The organism is Caballeronia humi, assembly GCF_001544475.1.
Lineage (GTDB): Bacteria > Pseudomonadota > Gammaproteobacteria > Burkholderiales > Burkholderiaceae > Caballeronia > Caballeronia humi.
Genome location: NZ_FCNW02000028.1, coordinates 43,661 through 59,827, shown reverse-complemented (window position 1 = coordinate 59,827; position 16,167 = coordinate 43,661). Strand labels below are relative to the sequence as shown.

Here is a 16,167-nt window from a genome sequence, read left to right as displayed (position 1 = left end):
CATGCGTCTGGAAATACCGCCCACGGCCGATAACCTGCGCGCGCGTTTCGACCTCCAGCGCGCCGCGTGCCTCGCGTCGCCACCGCCCGATCTCGCGCTGCGACTCGACCGGCTCGCGCGCCTCGAACGCATGACCGAGCGCGAGGCGCCGCGTCTGGTCGAGGCGATTCGCGAGGACTTCGGCCATCGCTCGACGCACGAGACGCGGCTCATCGACTTCGAGATGATCCTGTCGGCGATCCGCCATGCGCGCAAACATCTGCGCGGCTGGATGAAGACGCGTCGCGCGCCGACCTCGCTGTCGTTCCGGCCGGGGCGCAACGTGCTGATGCGCCAGCCGCTCGGCGTCGTCGGCGTGATCGCGCCGTGGAACTATCCGTATCAGTTGTCGATGGGACCGGTCGTGCCCGCGCTCGCGGCGGGCAATCGCGTGATGGTGAAGCTGTCGGAGTTCACGCCGCGTTTCGCCGAAGCGCTGCGCGAAGCGGCGCCGCGCTATTTCCAGGCCGACGAATTCGCGATCGTCACGGGCGGCGTCGAGGCGGCGGAGGCCTTCTCGCAACTGCCGTTCGATCACCTCGTGTTCACCGGATCGACGGCGGTCGGGCGGCGCGTCGCGCTCGCGGCGGCGGCGAATCTCACGCCCGTCACGCTCGAACTCGGCGGCAAGTCGCCGGCGATCATCGATCCGTCCGCTGATCTGGATGCTGCCGCCGCGAGCCTCGTCTACGGCAAGCTGCTCAACGCCGGGCAGACCTGCATCGCGCCTGACTACGCACTTGTGCCGGTTGCGTCGCGCGATGCGTTCGCGAAGGCACTGATCACGGCGGCGCAACGTCTCTTTCCGGCGGCGGCGAGCAATCCCGACTACACGTCGATCATCAACGAACGGCAGTTTCGGCGGCTGACCGGCCTGATCGGCGATGCGCGCAAGCGAGGCGCACTCTGCGTGCCGCTCGGCGAGGCGGGCAAGGACGTTAAAGCGCCTCTCGGCGGCTGGCGTCTCCCGCCGACGCTGTTGCTCGACGTCAAACCCGACATGGCCGTGATGCAGGAGGAAATCTTCGGACCACTTCTGCCGGTGCTGACCTATGGCGGCGATGTCGGCGACGCGATCAGGTTCGTCGCGGCGCGCGACCGGCCGCTCGCACTCTATTGGTACGGGCGCGATACCGCCAATCGCGATCGCGTGCTGAACGAGACGGTTTCAGGCGGCGCGACCATCAACGATTGTCTCTGGCACTTCGGGCAGGAAGCGCAGCCGTTCGGCGGCGTGGGCGCGAGCGGCGTGGGTGCGTACCACGGCGAATGGGGGTTTCGCGCCCTGTCGAAGGAGAAGCCCGTGTTCCTCCAATCGCGCATCAATGGCATGCGCTTCATGTATCCGCCGTACGGCGCGCGCTTCGAGCAAATGCTGAAGCTTCTGCGCGTGATCGGCTAGTCGTTCGGCTGCACCGGCGAGCACGTTCATGGCGAATTCATCGCCAGGAAAGTGCTCGCACAAAAAACACACACGAGACAAAGAATCAGGAGGAGATCAATATGAAACGAGCCTGTCTGCTGGGCGCGGCGCTTGCGCTCGACTTGAGCACGGCCTGCGCGCAATCGACCGTGACGCTCTACGGCCTCATCGATGAAAACGTGCGCTATGTGACGAACGCCAACGCCAAGGGCGACGACAAGGTCGGCCTCGGCAACGGCGGGTTGTCGGAGAGCATGTTCGGCCTGAAGGGCACCGAAGACCTGGGCGGCGGCCTGAAAGCCGTCTTCCAGATTGAGAACCGCTTCTTCCCGAACAGCGGCATCACCGACCCCGCCTATCCGTTCTTCAATACGGCGTTCGTCGGGTTGCAGTCGGCGAAAGCCGGGCGGCTCACGCTCGGCCGCCAGTTCAACCCGCTCGCCGACGCGATGGTGCGCAACTACAGTTCGAACGCGTGGTTGCCGACGGTGTACGTCTTCAAGCCCGAAGCGACGATGGCCGAGGGCGTCTGGAGCAGCAACATGGCGAAATACGTCGCGCGCTACGAGTTCGTGCAGGTGGAGCTGTCGTATTCGTTCGGCAACGTGGCGGGCGAGTTCAGCCACGGGCGGCAGATGGGCGCGATGCTCGAATATTCTTCGGGCGGGCCGTTCCGCGCGGCGGCCGCCTGGGTCGATGCCACCGACGCCAACAACGGCGCGCACTCAAAGGCCTGGACGCTCGGCGCGTCGTATCTGTGGGGCAATACGCGCTTCAATGCGGGCTACGTGGAGAACCGGCTGGACGCGGGATTCTCGTCCTATCCGAACGGGCCGTTCACGCCGGCCGCGCTCGCCGCGCTCAAGTACACGGATTTCTCGAAGCGCCGCATGTACTTCGGCGGCGTGACGCAGCAGGTCGGCGACTTGACGCACATTTCCGGCAACGTGTGGCGCACGCTGCAGGACGGCCAGACCGCATCGAAGGACGGCTCGGCGACGCAGTATCAGATGGTCCTCGATTACGGGCTCTCGAAGCGCACGAGCGTGTACGCAGAAGTCGATTACGCGGACTATCGCGGCGGGTTGATCGGCGCGCAGTTGCAGGGCATCAACGCGCCGAGTTCGGCGGGGACGGGCAACCAGCTCGGCGCGATGCTCGGCATGCGGCACGTGTTTTGAGCCTATACCATTCGGCCGGATGCTCGCGCGGGGAATTTCGCTTAGACTGGATTTTTACCTCGCGGAGCATCGAATGGACTCTCTCTACGCCTTCACGGCCGACACGCTCGACGGCCAGACCGTCGCGCTCGACAAGTACCGCGGCAAGGTCATGCTGATCGTCAACACGGCGAGCGAATGCGGGTTCACGCCGCAATACAAGGGCTTGCAGGAGCTATATGCGCGCTATGCGGCGCGCGGCCTGGAAGTGCTCGGCTTTCCGTGCAACCAGTTCGGGAAGCAGGAACCCGGCGACGCCGCGCAGATCGGCAGCTTCTGCGAGAAGAACTACGGCGTCACGTTCCCGATGTTCGCGAAGATCGACGTCAACGGTGCGAACGCGCATCCGCTCTACAAGTATCTGACGGAGAAGGAGCCGGGCGTGCTCGGCATCGAGGCGATCAAGTGGAATTTCACGAAGTTTCTCGTCGATCGCGAGGGCAATGTCGTCAAGCGTTTCGCGCCGATCACGAAGCCCGAGTCGATCACCGATGAGGTCGAGAAGCTGCTTTAAGCGCTTTCAGAGAATCGGCGAGAAAAGCCGCGCGACGTGCATCGCGATGCGCCGCCATGCAGGGGCCAGACGGTAATCGTCCTGATCGATCTCGTATGACTCCGCGAAGTCGTCGAGCAGCATCGTTTCGACCTCGGCGGCGAAGCGCCGGTCCACCGTCAGCACCATGATTTCGAAGTTCAGGCGAAACGAGCGATTGTCGAGATTCGCGCTGCCGATAGCGGCGGCGATGTCGTCGACGAGCACGACCTTCTGGTGCAGGAATCCCGGCCGGTAGCGGAAGATGCGCACGCCCGCCATCACGGCGTCGTAGGCATAAAGCTTCGACGCCGCGAACACCACGCGATGGTCGCGCCGGCTCGGAATCAAAATGCGCACGTCCACGCCGCGCATCACCGCGAGGCGCAGCGCCGAGAACACGGCTTCGTCGGGGATCAGGTAGGGCGTCGTGATCCAGATGCGCTTGTGCGCGGCGTTGATCGCTTCGACGAAGAAGAGCGAGCAGGTTTCCTGCTTGTCGGCGGGGCCGCTCGACAGCACCAGGCAGTGCATGTCGTCGGGGCAGCGCGTCGTCGGGCCGACTTCCGGCAGGCGCTGGGTCGCCCAGTACCAGTCTTCGATAAAGACGAACTGGATGCTCGCCACGGCGGGACCGCGCACTTCGATATGCGTATCGCGCCACGGCGAGAGCCGCGGATTGCCGCCGAGATACTCGACGCCCACGTTGTGCCCGCCGACGAATGCGCGCTCGCCGTCCACCACGACGATCTTCCGGTGATTGCGGAAGTTGATCTGGAAGCGGTTGACGAACACGCGCTTGGTCGCGAACTTGTGCACTTCCACGCCCGCGCCACGCAATGCGCCTACGTAGTGATGCGGCAGGTCGAAGCTGCCTATGCTGTCATAGAGGAAGTACACGCGCACGCCCGCCTGCGCCTTCGCGATCAGCGTCTCCTTCAGCAACTGCCCGAGCGCATCCGCGCGCACGATGAAGAACTGCACGATCACATAATGCTCGGCGGCTTCGATGGCGCCGAGGATCGCGGAAAAAGTGGCATCGCCGTTGATCAGGACGCGCACCGCGTTGCCGCGCAGGAACGGCATGCCGGAGAGGCGCGTGAGCGTGCGGATGGCCGGATGGCCCAGATATTCGGCGGGGCCGGGCGCCGCGACGCCGCGCACGCTCGACACGTTCTGCAGCGCGCCCGAGTCGGTGGCATCGCCCGATTCCCACTCGGCGGGATGCGAGCGGCTGCGCAGGATTTCGTTTTCGAGACGGCGTTCGTCGATATAGCCGGCGAACTTGCTGCGGCCGAGGAAGAGATACGGGATCAGCGTGAAATACGGCATCGCGACAAGCGACACGGCCCACGCCACCGCCCCTTGCGACGTGCGCGTGTTGAGCACGGCATGGCACGCGGCGATCGTGCCGAGCACGTGTGCCGCCATGACGAAAGTGCCGAGGTGGAGCCAGTCTGCGAATTGCATGGATGCGCGCGGCCGGGCGTGGCGATCGGGGGACTGGCCGGTGCATTCAAGGCACCGGCCGACGTTGCGTCATCTTACAGAAGGCAGGGCGCTTGCGGCCCGTCGTCGCGCGCGCTCAAGCGCTCAGCCGGGCAGGTCGCCGGCCTGGATCAGGAAGACGTTGTCGTCGCCGGCGGAAGTCGAAAGCCACACGAGGTCGAGCCCGCCCAGCGACGCTTCCACGTTTTCCCGCTCGTTGCCGATCTCGACCACGAGCACGCCGTCTTCGGTCAGCCACTTGCCCGCCTCGGCGACGATCCGCCGCACCACGTCCATGCCGTCCGCGCCGCCCGCAAGCGCCAGTTCCGGCTCGTGGCGGTACTCGGCGGGCAGGTTGCTCATCGCGGTGGCGTTCACGTACGGCGGATTCGTGACGATCACTTCATAGCGCACGCCCGGCAGCGGCGCGAAGAGGTCGCCTTCGTAGAGCGCGATGCGGTCGTCGAGGCCGTAGTCGTCCACGTTGCGATGCGCGACTTCGAGTGCAGCGGGCGAAATGTCGACCGCGTCGATGTCGGCGTTCTCGAACGCTTGGGCGGCGAGGATGGCGAGACACCCGGAGCCGGTGCACAGTTCCAGCACGCGCGTGACCTGATCGGGATCGGCGACGTACGGTTGCAAGCCGTCCTGGAGCAATTCGCCGATAAACGAGCGCGGCACGATCACGCGTTCGTCAACGTAGAAGCGATGCCCGTGCATCCACGCCTCGTGTGTGATGTACGCCGCCGGCACGCGATCCTTCGCGCGGCGCTCGATCACTTTCATGACGGCGTCGATTTCGTTGTCGAGCAGGCGCGCGTCGAGGAACGGTTCGAGCGTGTCGAGCGGCAGGTGCAACGTGTGAAGAATCAGGTACGCGGCTTCGTCGTACGCATTCGACGAGCCGTGGCCGAACGACAATCCGGCTTCGGTGAACCGGGACACGCCGAAGCGCAGCAGGTCACGCACGGTGGTGAAGGGCAGCGCCATCGTCAGGCTCCTTGTTTTTTACGCGATCAGTTGTTCGAGCACGCGGCGGTACACGTTCTTTAGCGGCTCGATGAATTTCACTTCGATATGTTCGTCGATCTTGTGGATGCTGCCGTTCGGCGGCCCGAATTCCACCACCTGATCGCAGATGCGCGCGATGAAGCGGCCATCCGACGTCCCACCCGTCGTAGACAGTTCGGTGCGCACGCCGGTTTCATCGTGGATTGCTTTTTCGAGCGCGTTCGAGAGCGAGCCGCGCGGCGTGAGGAAGGGCAGGCCGCTGACGGTCCAGGCGAGGTCGTAGTCGAGTTCGTGCTTGTCGAGGATCGCGTGGACGCGCGACTGCAGGCCTTCCACCGTGCTCGCCGTGGAAAAGCGGAAGTTGAACATCAGGTCCGCGTGGCCGGGGATCACGTTGGTCGCGCCCGTGCCGCTCGTCAGGTTCGACACTTGCCACGTCGTGGGCGGGAAGTATTCATTGCCTTCGTCCCAATGCTCGGCGACGAGCTCCGCGAGCGCGGGCGCGAGCAGGTGAATCGGATTCTTCGCGAGATGCGGATACGCGATATGCCCCTGCACGCCCTTTACGACGAGCTTGCCCGACATCGAGCCGCGCCGGCCGTTCTTGACCATGTCGCCGAGCGTGGCAGAAGAAGTCGGTTCGCCGACGATGCAGTAGTCTATGCGCTCACCGCGCGCCTTCAGGGCTTCGACGACTTTCACGGTGCCGTCGGTCGCGGGGCCTTCCTCGTCGCTCGTGATGAGGAACGCGAGCGAGCCGCGATGCTCGGGATGCGCCTTCACGAACTCCTCGCTCGACACGACGAACGCCGCGATCGACGTTTTCATGTCAGCCGCGCCACGTCCGAAGAGCTTGCCGTCGCGATGGGTCGGCGTGAAGGGCGGCGATGTCCACTGTTCGAGCGGACCGGTCGGCACGACGTCGGTGTGGCCGGCGAACGCGAGAAGCTTGCCTTTCGTGCCGTCGATGCCGCGTTTCACGGCCCACAGGTTCGTGACCCCGCTGGATTCGATGGTCTCGCAGTCGAAGCCGATCGCGGCGAGCCGCTCGGTCAGAAGCGCCTGACAGTGCTGGTCATCGGGCGTGACGGAGGCGCGCGCGATCAGGTCTTCGGTGAGGAGGAGGGTGCCGGACATGGATGGACCACTTTCAATAAAAATGCCGGCGCGGCGGCCGGCTTTGCGTTAATCGACGCGACGCCGGGGCGTCGGGGTCAGGCGAACAGCGTTTCGTACTGCTCGGCCGAAAACCCGAGCGTCTTCACGCGGCCGTTCACGACGACGACCGGCCGCTTGATGATCGACGGCTTGTGGATCATCAGCGCGATCGCGCCGGCGGTCGTGCCGGCTTCAGCCTTGTAGGTGTCGGACAGGCCGCGCCAGGTCGTGCCGCGCCGGTTGATCAGCTCATCGAGCGACACGTCCTTCAGCCAGTCCTGCACGAGCGCCGTCGAGACTCCCGCCTTCTTGAAGTCGTGGAATTCGAACGGCACGCCGTGCTCTTCCAGCCACACGCGTGCTTTTTTCACGGTGTCGCAGTTCGGAATGCCGTAGACGACGGTTTTCTTCGCCACGTCAGTCGCCTCGCAGCAACTCGTTCAGGCCGACCTTCGCGCGCGTCTTGGCGTCGACCTTCTTTACGATCACGGCGCAGTAGAGGCTGTGCGAACCGTCCTTCGACGGCAGATTGCCCGCGACCACCACCGAACCCGCCGGAATGCGGCCATACGTGACCGAACCGGTCTCGCGATCGTAGATCTTGGTGCTCTGGCCGAGATAGACGCCCATCGAAATGACCGAGTTTTCCTCGACGATCACGCCTTCCACCACTTCCGAGCGCGCGCCGATGAAGCAGTTGTCCTCGATGATGACGGGGTTCGCCTGCAGCGGCTCCAGCACGCCGCCGATGCCCACGCCGCCCGACAAATGCACGTTCTTGCCGATCTGCGCGCACGAGCCGACGGTGGCCCACGTGTCGACCATCGAGCCTTCGTCGACGTAGGCGCCGATGTTCGTGTACGACGGCATCAGCACGACGTTTTTCGCGATGAACGAGCCGCGGCGCGCGATGGCCGGCGGCACGACGCGGAAACCACCCGCCGCGAAATCTTCAGCCGTGTAGTTGGCGAACTTCGACGGCACTTTGTCGTAAAACTGGCTGTATCCGCCCGCCGGCATCGGCGCGTTGTCTTCCAGGCGGAACGACAGCAGCACGGCCTTCTTGAGCCACTGGTTGACGACCCAGTCGCCGTCTTTCTTCTCGGCGACGCGAAGCTGGCCTTTGTCCAACTGCTCGATGGCGTGAGCGACAGCGTCGCGCACTTCCGCGGGCGCGGCTTTCGGCGACAGCTCGGCGCGGTTTTCCCAGGCGTTATCGATGATCTGCTGAAGTTGTTGCGACATGTCGGTGGTATCGGTGATGGAGGTGGAAGGTTACGGCTGCGCGAGCTGGCGACAGAACTCGACGATGCGGCGGGCGCCCTCGACGCATTCGTCGACGTCGGCGACGAGCGCGATGCGCACGAACCCCTCGCCGGGATTCGTGCCGTGCGCGGTGCGCGCGAGAAAGGAGCCCGGCAGAACCGTCACATTATAGTCGGCGTAGAGACGCGCGGCGAACGCGGTGTCCGTGAGGCCCGTGCGCCCGACGTTCGCCCACAAATAGAACGCGGCGTCGGGCAGGCGCACGTCGAGGACTTCGGCGAGCATCGGCGTGACGGTCGTGAATTTTTGCAGATATTTCGCGCGGTTGTCGCGCACGTGCGTTTCATCCTGCCAGGCGGCGATGCTCGCCGTCTGGAACACGGTGGAGAGCGCCGCGCCATGATACGTGCGGTAGAGCAGGAATTTTTTGAGAATCGACGCATCGCCCGCGACGAAGCCCGAGCGCATGCCCGGCACGTTCGATCGCTTCGACAGGCTCGAAAGCATCACGAGGCGCTCGAAACCGCGCCCCAGCGTGTGCGCCGCTTCCAGGCCGCCGAGCGGAGGCGACGCTTCGTCGAAATAGATCTCGGAGTAGCACTCGTCGGAGGCGATCACGAAGCCGTGCTTGTCCGACAGCGCGAAGAGCTCGCGCCAGTCGTCGAGCGTGAGGACCGCGCCCGTCGGATTGCCCGGCGAGCAGACGTACAGCAACTGCGTGCGCGCCCAGATGGCGTCGGGGACGGCCGAATAGTCGCAGGCGAAATTGCGTGCCGGGTCGCTGTTCACGAAGTACGGCTCGGCGCCTGCGAGCAGCGCCGCGCCTTCGTAGATTTGGTAGAACGGGTTCGGACAGAGTACGATCGGCGGTTCAGCCGGGTCGGTCGAGCGGCTGTCGATCACCGTTTGCGCCAGCGCGAAAAGCGCCTCGCGCGAGCCGGAAACGGGCAGCACTTCGGTCGCGGCATCGACCGCCGGAAGGTGGTAGCGCGTCTTCACCCACGTCGCGATGGCTTGCCGGAGCGGCTCGCTTCCAATCGTCGCGGGATACGATGACAAGCCGCCGAGCGCGTTCACGACGGCATCGCGCACGAGCGGGGGCGTCGGATGCTTCGGCTCGCCGATACCGAAGCTGATCGGCTTCAAACCGGCGCGCGGTTCGATGCCCTGGAAGAGCGCCCGCAGCTTTTCGAACGGATACGGCTGAAGTTTCTGCAGAAGTGGATTCACGGCGAGTCGTCGGGACAACGGCAAATGAGGGACTTGGCACGGCTTGCCTGGCGATTGACCGGGACCGCTCGCGCTACGTTCGCGGCGACTGGAAACGGCAATCGGCGGCGGCGGACCGCGGCTCGGGACGTCGGAAAGCGCTGTCGCGCGTGGGCGACGAAGCATTCGATTATACAGCGACGGATTACGACATTCCGGCGGAAAGGCGCGACACAGAAGGGTCTGCCGGGCGCGGCGACAGACGGACAAAGCGCGCGAAAGCGCATGGCACGAAAGACGGAGCGGTGAATGCAGTCATGTGAAGAAAGAAGCTTCGCGCCGGGGGCGGCGCAGAGGCTCGGTGAAATAGAGACGGTTTCGAGGCGCAGGGTGGATTGGCTCGGCTCGTGCATGGCATCGCGTGGCGCGCTCCACTGCGGGGGTCACTTTGAGCGGCGCCTTGCAGGCCTTGAGGTTTCAGGCGAACGCCACCCGCTTATGCTGCAGCGCCGCGCTGGTTCAGCCGTCCTGCCGCCAGCAAACCAGCGCTTCCAAACACGCCGAGGCGCATCGCAATGAACCAGCGCCTTAAAAACACCCTGCCGACCCTCGCCATCATGCTCGGCGCGTCGGTGTGGGGCGTCATCTGGTATCCGATGCGCATGCTTGCCGCGCTCGGCCTCTCCGGCACGGCAGCCAGCGCGACGACGAGCGCCGCCGCGTGCCTCTTCGTCCTCGCGCTGCGCCGCCACGCGATCCGCACGGTCTCGTGGCACTGGCTGCTCGCCGCGCTCGCGTTCGCGGCGGGCGTGACGAACATCGGCTTCGTGTGGGGCGCGATTCACGGGCAGGTGATGCGCGTGCTGCTGCTCTTCTATCTGACTCCGGCGTGGACCGCCGTTTTCGCGCACTTCATCCTGCACGAGCGGCTCACGCGCTCGGGCGTCGCGCTCGCGGGCCTGTCGCTGGCGGGCGCGATGACGATGCTCTGGTCGCCCGAACTCGGCATGCCGCTGCCCGCGAACCTGGCCGAATGGGCGGGTTTGATGGCCGGCATGGGTTTCGCGATGAGCAACGTGCTGATCGTCAAGATTTGCCGCGTGCTACCCGACATGAAGGCCGAAATGCGCACCGCGACGATCTTCGGCGGCGCGGCGATCGTCGCGGCGTTCGCCACCTTGTTCGAAGCGATGCCCACGCCGCCCGCCGCCTCGCAGATGGGCACGGTCGTGTTCATCGTGATCGGGCTGGGCGTCGTGCTGGCGTCGAACAACATGCTCGTGCAGGTCGGTCTGGCGAAGGTGCCGGCCAATCGCGCGTCGATCATCATGCTGTTCGAGCTCGTCGTGACGGCGCTCTCGGCGTGGGCCTTCGCGGGTGAAGTGCCGGGGCCGCGCGAGTGGGCGGGCGGTGCGTGCATCGTCGTGGCGTGCGTGCTGTCGAGCTGGGTGCATCGCGATCGCGCGCCGGTCGGGCCACTCGAAGCGCTGCAGCCGATCGACCCGGCAGACCCGCTAAAAGAGCCCTCCGGCGACGCCTCAGCCAAAAAGAAATCACAACGCGCGATGGTATGATTGTGACCGCTCGCCGGGCCGCGCCGACCAGTCAATCGGACAAATCCGCAAAGCGGTCCTAAGTCGTTGATTGCGCGCCGATTGCATATCGAGCGCAGCGCAAGCCCGAGCGATTCGACCGGCGACACGGCCAGCCGCGCATGCATCGAGACATCGAAACCGCGCGCGCCAGTCCCGCCGGCCCCGTATCAGAGATACGCCCAAGCATTCTTTTCCAACAGCGATATCGCCGTGCGTCTGACCTCGATAAAACTCGCTGGCTTCAAGTCATTCGTCGATCCCACGCATTTCCAGGTCCCCGGCCAGCTGGTCGGCGTCGTGGGGCCCAATGGCTGTGGCAAGTCCAACATCATCGATGCCGTGCGCTGGGTGCTCGGCGAATCGCGCGCCTCCGAATTGCGCGGCGAATCGATGCAGGACGTGATCTTCAACGGCTCGACGGCGCGCAAGCCCGGCAGCCGCGCCAGCGTCGAACTGATCTTCGACAACGCCGACGGCCGCGCCGCCGGCCAGTGGAGCACCTACGGCGAAATCGCCGTGAAACGCGTGCTCACGCGCGACGGCACCTCCAGCTACTACATCAACAACCTGCCGGCCCGGCGCCGCGACATCCAGGACATCTTCCTCGGCACGGGTCTCGGCCCGCGCGCCTACGCGATCATCGGGCAGGGCATGATCGCGCGGATCATCGAGGCGAAGCCGGAAGAGTTGCGCGTGTTCCTCGAAGAAGCGGCGGGGGTGTCGAAGTACAAGGAACGGCGTCGCGAAACCGAGAATCGTCTGCATGACACGCGGGAAAATCTGACGCGCGTCGAGGATATCGTTCGCGAATTGAGCGCGAATCTCGAAAAGCTCGAAGCGCAGGCGGTCGTCGCGACGAAGTACAAGCAGTTGCAGGCCGAAGGCGAGGAAAAGCAGCGTCTGTTGTGGCTTCTGCGCAAGAACGAGGCGGGCAACGAGTCGGAGCGCCAGCAGCGCGCGATCCGCGAGGCGCAGGTCGATCTCGAACGGCAGACGGCGCATCTGCGCGAAGTCGAAGCACAATTGGAGACGCTGCGCGTCGCGCATTACAGCGCGAGCGACGCGATGCAGGGCGCTCAGGGCGCACTCTACGAAGCCAATTCCGAGGTGAGCCGGCTGGAGGCGGAGATCCGCTTCATCGTCGAATCACGCAATCGCGTGCAGGCACAGATTGCCGCGCTCAGCGCCCAGCGCGAGCAGTGGCAGATGCAGGCGGAGCGGGCGCGCGCTGAGATCGACGACGCAGAGGAAGCTCTGGCGATCGGCGAGGAAAAGGCGGCGGTCGCGCAGGAAACGGCGGCGGCGAAGCATGACGAACTGCCGGCGCTCGAAGCGCGTTTTCGCGACGCGCAGACGAAGCTCAACGACGAACGCGCCGGCATCGCTCAGACGGAGCAGGCGCTCAAGCTGGAAGCGGCGCACCAGCGCAACGCCGATCAGCAGTTGCAGCAACTGCAGCAGCGCCACGAACGGTTAAAGAGCGAAGCGGGCGGTCTCGACGCGCCTGACGAGGCCCAGCTCGAAGAGTTGCGCATGCAGCTCGCCGAACACGAAGAGATTCTCGCCGACGCCCAAACGCGTCTCGCCGATGCGCAGTCCACGTTGCCGCGTCTCGATGGCGAGCGCCGCTCGGCGCAGGAGCGCGTGCAATCGGAAAGCGCGCAGATTCATCAACTGGAAGCGCGGCTCGCGGCATTGAAGCAGCTTCAGGAAAACGTCCAGACCGAAGGCAAGATTCAGCCGTGGCTCGACAAGCACGAGCTTGGCGGTCTGCCGCGTCTCTGGAAGAAGCTGCATATCGAGGCGGGCTGGGAAACGGCGCTAGAAGCCGCGCTGCGCGAGCGGATCGCGGCGCTGGAAGTGTCGAATCTCGACTGGGTGAAGGCATTCGCCACCGATGCGCCGCCCGCCAAGCTCGCGTTCTACGCGCCGCCGCCAGCCGGTCGTCCGCTGCTCGAAACGCCAGCGGGCTTGCGCTCGCTGCTGTCTCTGGTTCGCATCGACGATCCGGGCATTCGCGCCGTGTTGAACGACTGGCTCGGCACGACCTTCGTCGCGGACGATATCGCTCAGGCGCTGGCGTCGCGCATGCAACTGCCGGAGGGCGGCGCGTTCGTGGTGAAGGCGGGGCACATGGTGACGCGCGTCGGCGTGCAGCTCTACGCCGCCGATTCCGAGCAGGCCGGCATGCTCGCGCGCCAGCAGGAAATCGAGAACCTGACGCTTCAGGTGCGCGCACAGGCGCTCCTTGCCGACGAAGCGAAAGCTGCCGCCGTGCGCGCCGAGGCGGCGCACACGGCGGCATCGCACGCGTTGTCGGACGCGCGTTCCGCCGCCGAGCGCGCGACGCAGCGCGTCCACGCCTTGCAGCTCGACGTGCTGAAGCTCACGCAGGCGCACGAGCGCTACACGCAGCGCAGCACGCAGATTCGCGAGGAACTGGAGGAAATCACCTCGCAGATCGACGAACAGCGCGCGCTGCGGGCGGAATCGGAGGCGAATTTCGAGCGTCACGACGCCGAACTCGCCGAATTGCAGGCGCGCTTCGAGGACAACCAGCTCGCCTTCGAAGCCCTCGACGAAACGCTTACGAACGCCCGCCAGGAAGCGCGCGATCTCGAACGCGCGGCCTCCGACGCGGGCTTCGCGGTGCGCGGGCTCGCGGCCAAGATCGACGAGTTCAAACGCAATATCGAGACGGCGCACGACCAGAGCGAACGCGTCGCGGGGGCGCTGGAAGACGCGCGCGCCGAGCTCGAAACAATCAACGAGCAGACCGCGCACACCGGTCTGCAGGACGCGCTCGAAATCCGCGCGGTCAAGGAAGAGGCGCTGCACGCGGCGCGCATCGAACTCGACGATCTCACGGCACGTCTGCGTCAGTCCGACGAAGCGCGCCTGACCGCCGAGCGTTCGCTGCAGCCTTTGCGCGAGCGCATCGGCGACTTGCAGTTGAAAGAGCAGGCGGCGCGCATCAGCGGCGAGCAGTTCGTCGAGCAGTTGCAGGCGGTGGGCGTCGATGAGGCCGAGTTGCAGGCGAAGCTCACGGCGGACATGAAGCCGTCTTATCTGCAGGGCGAGGTCACGCGCCTGAGCAACGCGATCACGGCGCTCGGCCCCGTCAACATGGCGGCGCTCGAAGAACTGGCGTCGGCGAGCGAGCGCAAGGACTTCCTCGACGCGCAATCGGCCGACCTGAATCATGCAATCAACACGCTGGAAGACGCGATCCACAAGATCGACCAGGAAACGCGCGCGCTTCTGCAAGGCACGTTCGACGAGGTGAATCACCACTTCGGCGAGCTTTTCCCGCGCCTTTTCGGCGGCGGGCAGGCGAAACTCATCATGACCGGCGACGAAATTCTCGACGCCGGCGTGCAGGTGATGGCGCAACCGCCCGGCAAGAAGAATTCGACGATCCACCTGCTCTCGGGCGGCGAAAAGGCGCTGACGGCCACCGCGCTCGTCTTCGCGATGTTCCAGTTGAATCCCGCGCCGTTCTGCCTGCTGGACGAAGTGGACGCGCCGCTCGACGACGCCAACACCGAGCGTTTCGCGAATCTCGTGCGCGCCATGTCCGCCAAGACGCAGTTCCTCTTCATCTCGCACAACAAGATCGCGATGGAGATGGCGCAGCAATTGATCGGCGTGACGATGCAGGAGCAGGGCGTATCGCGGATCGTTGCCGTTGACATGGAATCGGCAGCCGGATTCGCACAGAATGCTGGCTGACATGTTTTTATGAAACAGGACGGGGCGGGATCGAACATCCGGCCCCGAGCGCGCAGGCGCGGAGTCTGCGCACGCCGAACACGGCGTGCGCGACAGATCGCGCGGCGCATCGCAATCAAAAGAATGATGGAGCGTGCATGGACGAGTTGACACTCGGTTTGATCGGCGCCGGTGCCGTGGTGGTGGGCGGCGTCGTGGTTTACAACGCATGGCAGAGCGCAAAGGTGCGCCGCAGGATGCCCCGTCCGATGCCCGACGAAGCCGCGGATACGCTCGCGCGCCAGGATGCGGACGAAGAGCATCCGTTCATCGAGCCGGTGCGGCCCACGCGCCGCGAGCCCGCGATGGGCGAAGCCGAAACCAGCGAGAACAGCGAATCGCGCCTCGAACCGAGTTTTGGCGGCGCGCCGATGCCGGGCGTCGCCCCGGCCGATACGGCCGTCGACCTGCAAGCCGAGGCGACGTCGACGAACGGCGAAGCGCAAATCGAGGACGAACGCGACGAGCCGATCCTCCCCGCCGCGACGACGATTTCATCGGCGCCGCCCGCGCTCGTGGATCGCCGTATCGATTGCGTCGTGCCGATTCGGCTCAACGCGCCGATCGCCGGCGACAAGCTCGTGCCGCTCGCCCAGCGCCTGCGCCGCGCGGGCAGCAAGCCGGTGAACATCGAAGGTCAGCCCGAAGGCGAGACCACTTGGGAACTGCTCAAGAACGGCGCGCGCTATGCGGAATTGCGCGCGGCGGCGCAACTGGCGAACCGTAGCGGGCCGTTGAACGAGCTGGAGTTCTCGGAATTCGTTACGGGCGTGCAGCGTTTCGCCGATGCCATCGACGGCGCGCCTGATTTTCCCGACATGCTGGAAACCGTCGGCATGGCGCGCGAACTCGACGCGTTCGCCGCCCAGTGCGACGCGCAACTGTCGATCAACATCCTTTCCGACGGCGCGCCTTGGTCGGCGAACTACGTGCAGGCGGTGGCGTCGCAGGACGGCCTGCTGCTCTCGCGCGACGGCACGCGCTTCGTCAAGCTCGACGCCAAGCAGAATCCGGTCTTCATGCTCCAGTTCGGCGACACCAACTTCCTGCGCGACGACCTCACGTACAAGGGCGGCCAGATGATCACGCTGGTGCTCGACGTGCCCGTCGCCGACGAAGACATCCTGCCGTTCCGCCTGATGTGCGATTACGCAAAGTCACTGTCCGAGCGGATCGGCGCGCGTGTCGTCGACGACCAGCGCCGGCCGCTGCCCGAATCGGCGCTGCTCGCGATCGAAAAGCAGTTGATGACGCTCTACGCAAAGCTGGAGCAGGCCGGCATTCCGGCGGGTTCGCCCGCGACGCGACGGTTGTTCAGCCAGTAACCCTGCGCTGCCTGCGACGCTTTCGACACGAATCGCGCTCCACGGAGCGCGTTTTTTTGTGCGCGTCCGCACGGCGGCGCACAGGTTGCGACGCCGCTGGCCATCTGGCCGATGCCACGATTTACCGATC

The 16,167-nt window shown here is 65.4% G+C and carries 12 protein-coding genes; 6 read left to right on the top strand and 6 right to left on the bottom strand.

Annotation, left to right across the window (positions count from 1 at the left end):
• Position 1: 1 nt before the first annotated feature.
• The 3 genes from AWB65_RS22325 (at position 2) to AWB65_RS22315 (ending at position 3,196) form a co-directional block, all read left to right on the top strand.
• Positions 2-1,441 (top strand): coniferyl aldehyde dehydrogenase, encoded by a 1,440-nt coding sequence (locus tag AWB65_RS22325; protein ID WP_087669232.1) that lies wholly within the window; start codon positions 2-4, stop codon positions 1,439-1,441.
• Positions 1,442-1,542: 101 nt separating this feature from the next.
• Positions 1,543-2,643: a porin gene (locus AWB65_RS22320; protein ID WP_087669204.1), complete on the top strand. Its 1,101-nt coding sequence runs from the start codon at positions 1,543-1,545 to the stop codon at positions 2,641-2,643.
• A gap of 73 nt (positions 2,644-2,716) precedes the next feature.
• Positions 2,717-3,196: a glutathione peroxidase gene (locus AWB65_RS22315; protein WP_087669203.1), complete on the top strand. Its 480-nt coding sequence runs from the start codon at positions 2,717-2,719 to the stop codon at positions 3,194-3,196.
• 6 nt (positions 3,197-3,202) lie between these two features.
• Here AWB65_RS22315 and cls read toward each other — a convergent pair whose 3' ends face one another.
• From cls to dapC, 6 genes are all read right to left on the bottom strand, one after another.
• Entirely contained in the window at positions 3,203-4,684 is a 1,482-nt protein-coding gene (gene cls / locus AWB65_RS22310; protein ID WP_087669202.1) for a cardiolipin synthase, read from the bottom strand.
• 123 nt (positions 4,685-4,807) lie between these two features.
• Positions 4,808-5,692, bottom strand: coding sequence for a 50S ribosomal protein L3 N(5)-glutamine methyltransferase (gene prmB, locus AWB65_RS22305; protein ID WP_087669201.1), 885 nt, complete (start codon positions 5,690-5,692; stop codon positions 4,808-4,810).
• 18 nt (positions 5,693-5,710) lie between these two features.
• The gene (dapE, locus tag AWB65_RS22300) at positions 5,711-6,850 is read right to left on the bottom strand and encodes a succinyl-diaminopimelate desuccinylase (RefSeq protein WP_087669200.1); all 1,140 of its coding nucleotides are present in this window, start codon (positions 6,848-6,850) and stop codon (positions 5,711-5,713) included.
• Positions 6,851-6,927: 77 nt separating this feature from the next.
• Positions 6,928-7,287, bottom strand: coding sequence for an ArsC family reductase (locus tag AWB65_RS22295; RefSeq protein ID WP_087669199.1), 360 nt, complete (start codon positions 7,285-7,287; stop codon positions 6,928-6,930).
• Position 7,288: 1 nt separating this feature from the next.
• The gene (dapD, locus tag AWB65_RS22290) at positions 7,289-8,116 is read right to left on the bottom strand and encodes a 2,3,4,5-tetrahydropyridine-2,6-dicarboxylate N-succinyltransferase (protein ID WP_087657979.1); all 828 of its coding nucleotides are present in this window, start codon (positions 8,114-8,116) and stop codon (positions 7,289-7,291) included.
• Positions 8,117-8,146: 30 nt separating this feature from the next.
• Positions 8,147-9,367, bottom strand: coding sequence for a succinyldiaminopimelate transaminase (gene dapC / locus AWB65_RS22285; protein WP_087669198.1), 1,221 nt, complete (start codon positions 9,365-9,367; stop codon positions 8,147-8,149).
• A 554-nt stretch (positions 9,368-9,921) separates the two neighbouring features.
• On the opposite strand from dapC, the gene AWB65_RS22275 reads away from it, so the two are divergent.
• The 3 genes from AWB65_RS22275 to AWB65_RS22265 all read left to right on the top strand — a co-directional run bounded on the left by AWB65_RS22275 (position 9,922) and on the right by AWB65_RS22265 (position 16,037).
• Entirely contained in the window at positions 9,922-10,920 is a 999-nt protein-coding gene (locus tag AWB65_RS22275; protein WP_087669196.1) for a DMT family transporter, read from the top strand.
• Between the two features lie 231 nt (positions 10,921-11,151).
• Positions 11,152-14,673, top strand: coding sequence for a chromosome segregation protein SMC (gene smc / locus AWB65_RS22270; RefSeq protein WP_087669231.1), 3,522 nt, complete (start codon positions 11,152-11,154; stop codon positions 14,671-14,673).
• Positions 14,674-14,810: 137 nt separating this feature from the next.
• On the top strand, positions 14,811-16,037 hold the full coding sequence (locus AWB65_RS22265; RefSeq protein ID WP_087669195.1) for a cell division protein ZipA C-terminal FtsZ-binding domain-containing protein: 1,227 nt from the start codon (positions 14,811-14,813) through the stop codon (positions 16,035-16,037).
• Positions 16,038-16,167 lie beyond the last annotated feature (130 nt).

What these genes read in the sequence shown, in the direction of transcription:
- AWB65_RS22325 (WP_087669232.1), top strand. Translation starts at nt 2, where the DNA reads ATGCGTCTGGAAATACCGCCCACGGCCGATAACCTGCGCGCGCGTTTC.
- AWB65_RS22320 (WP_087669204.1), top strand. Translation starts at nt 1,543, where the DNA reads ATGAAACGAGCCTGTCTGCTGGGCGCGGCGCTTGCGCTCGACTTGAGC.
- AWB65_RS22315 (WP_087669203.1), top strand. Translation starts at nt 2,717, where the DNA reads ATGGACTCTCTCTACGCCTTCACGGCCGACACGCTCGACGGCCAGACC.
- cls (WP_087669202.1), bottom strand. Translation starts at nt 4,684, where the DNA reads ATGCAATTCGCAGACTGGCTCCACCTCGGCACTTTCGTCATGGCGGCA.
- prmB (WP_087669201.1), bottom strand. Translation starts at nt 5,692, where the DNA reads ATGGCGCTGCCCTTCACCACCGTGCGTGACCTGCTGCGCTTCGGCGTG.
- dapE (WP_087669200.1), bottom strand. Translation starts at nt 6,850, where the DNA reads ATGTCCGGCACCCTCCTCCTCACCGAAGACCTGATCGCGCGCGCCTCC.
- dapD (WP_087657979.1), bottom strand. Translation starts at nt 8,116, where the DNA reads ATGTCGCAACAACTTCAGCAGATCATCGATAACGCCTGGGAAAACCGC.
- AWB65_RS22275 (WP_087669196.1), top strand. Translation starts at nt 9,922, where the DNA reads ATGAACCAGCGCCTTAAAAACACCCTGCCGACCCTCGCCATCATGCTC.
- AWB65_RS22265 (WP_087669195.1), top strand. Translation starts at nt 14,811, where the DNA reads ATGGACGAGTTGACACTCGGTTTGATCGGCGCCGGTGCCGTGGTGGTG.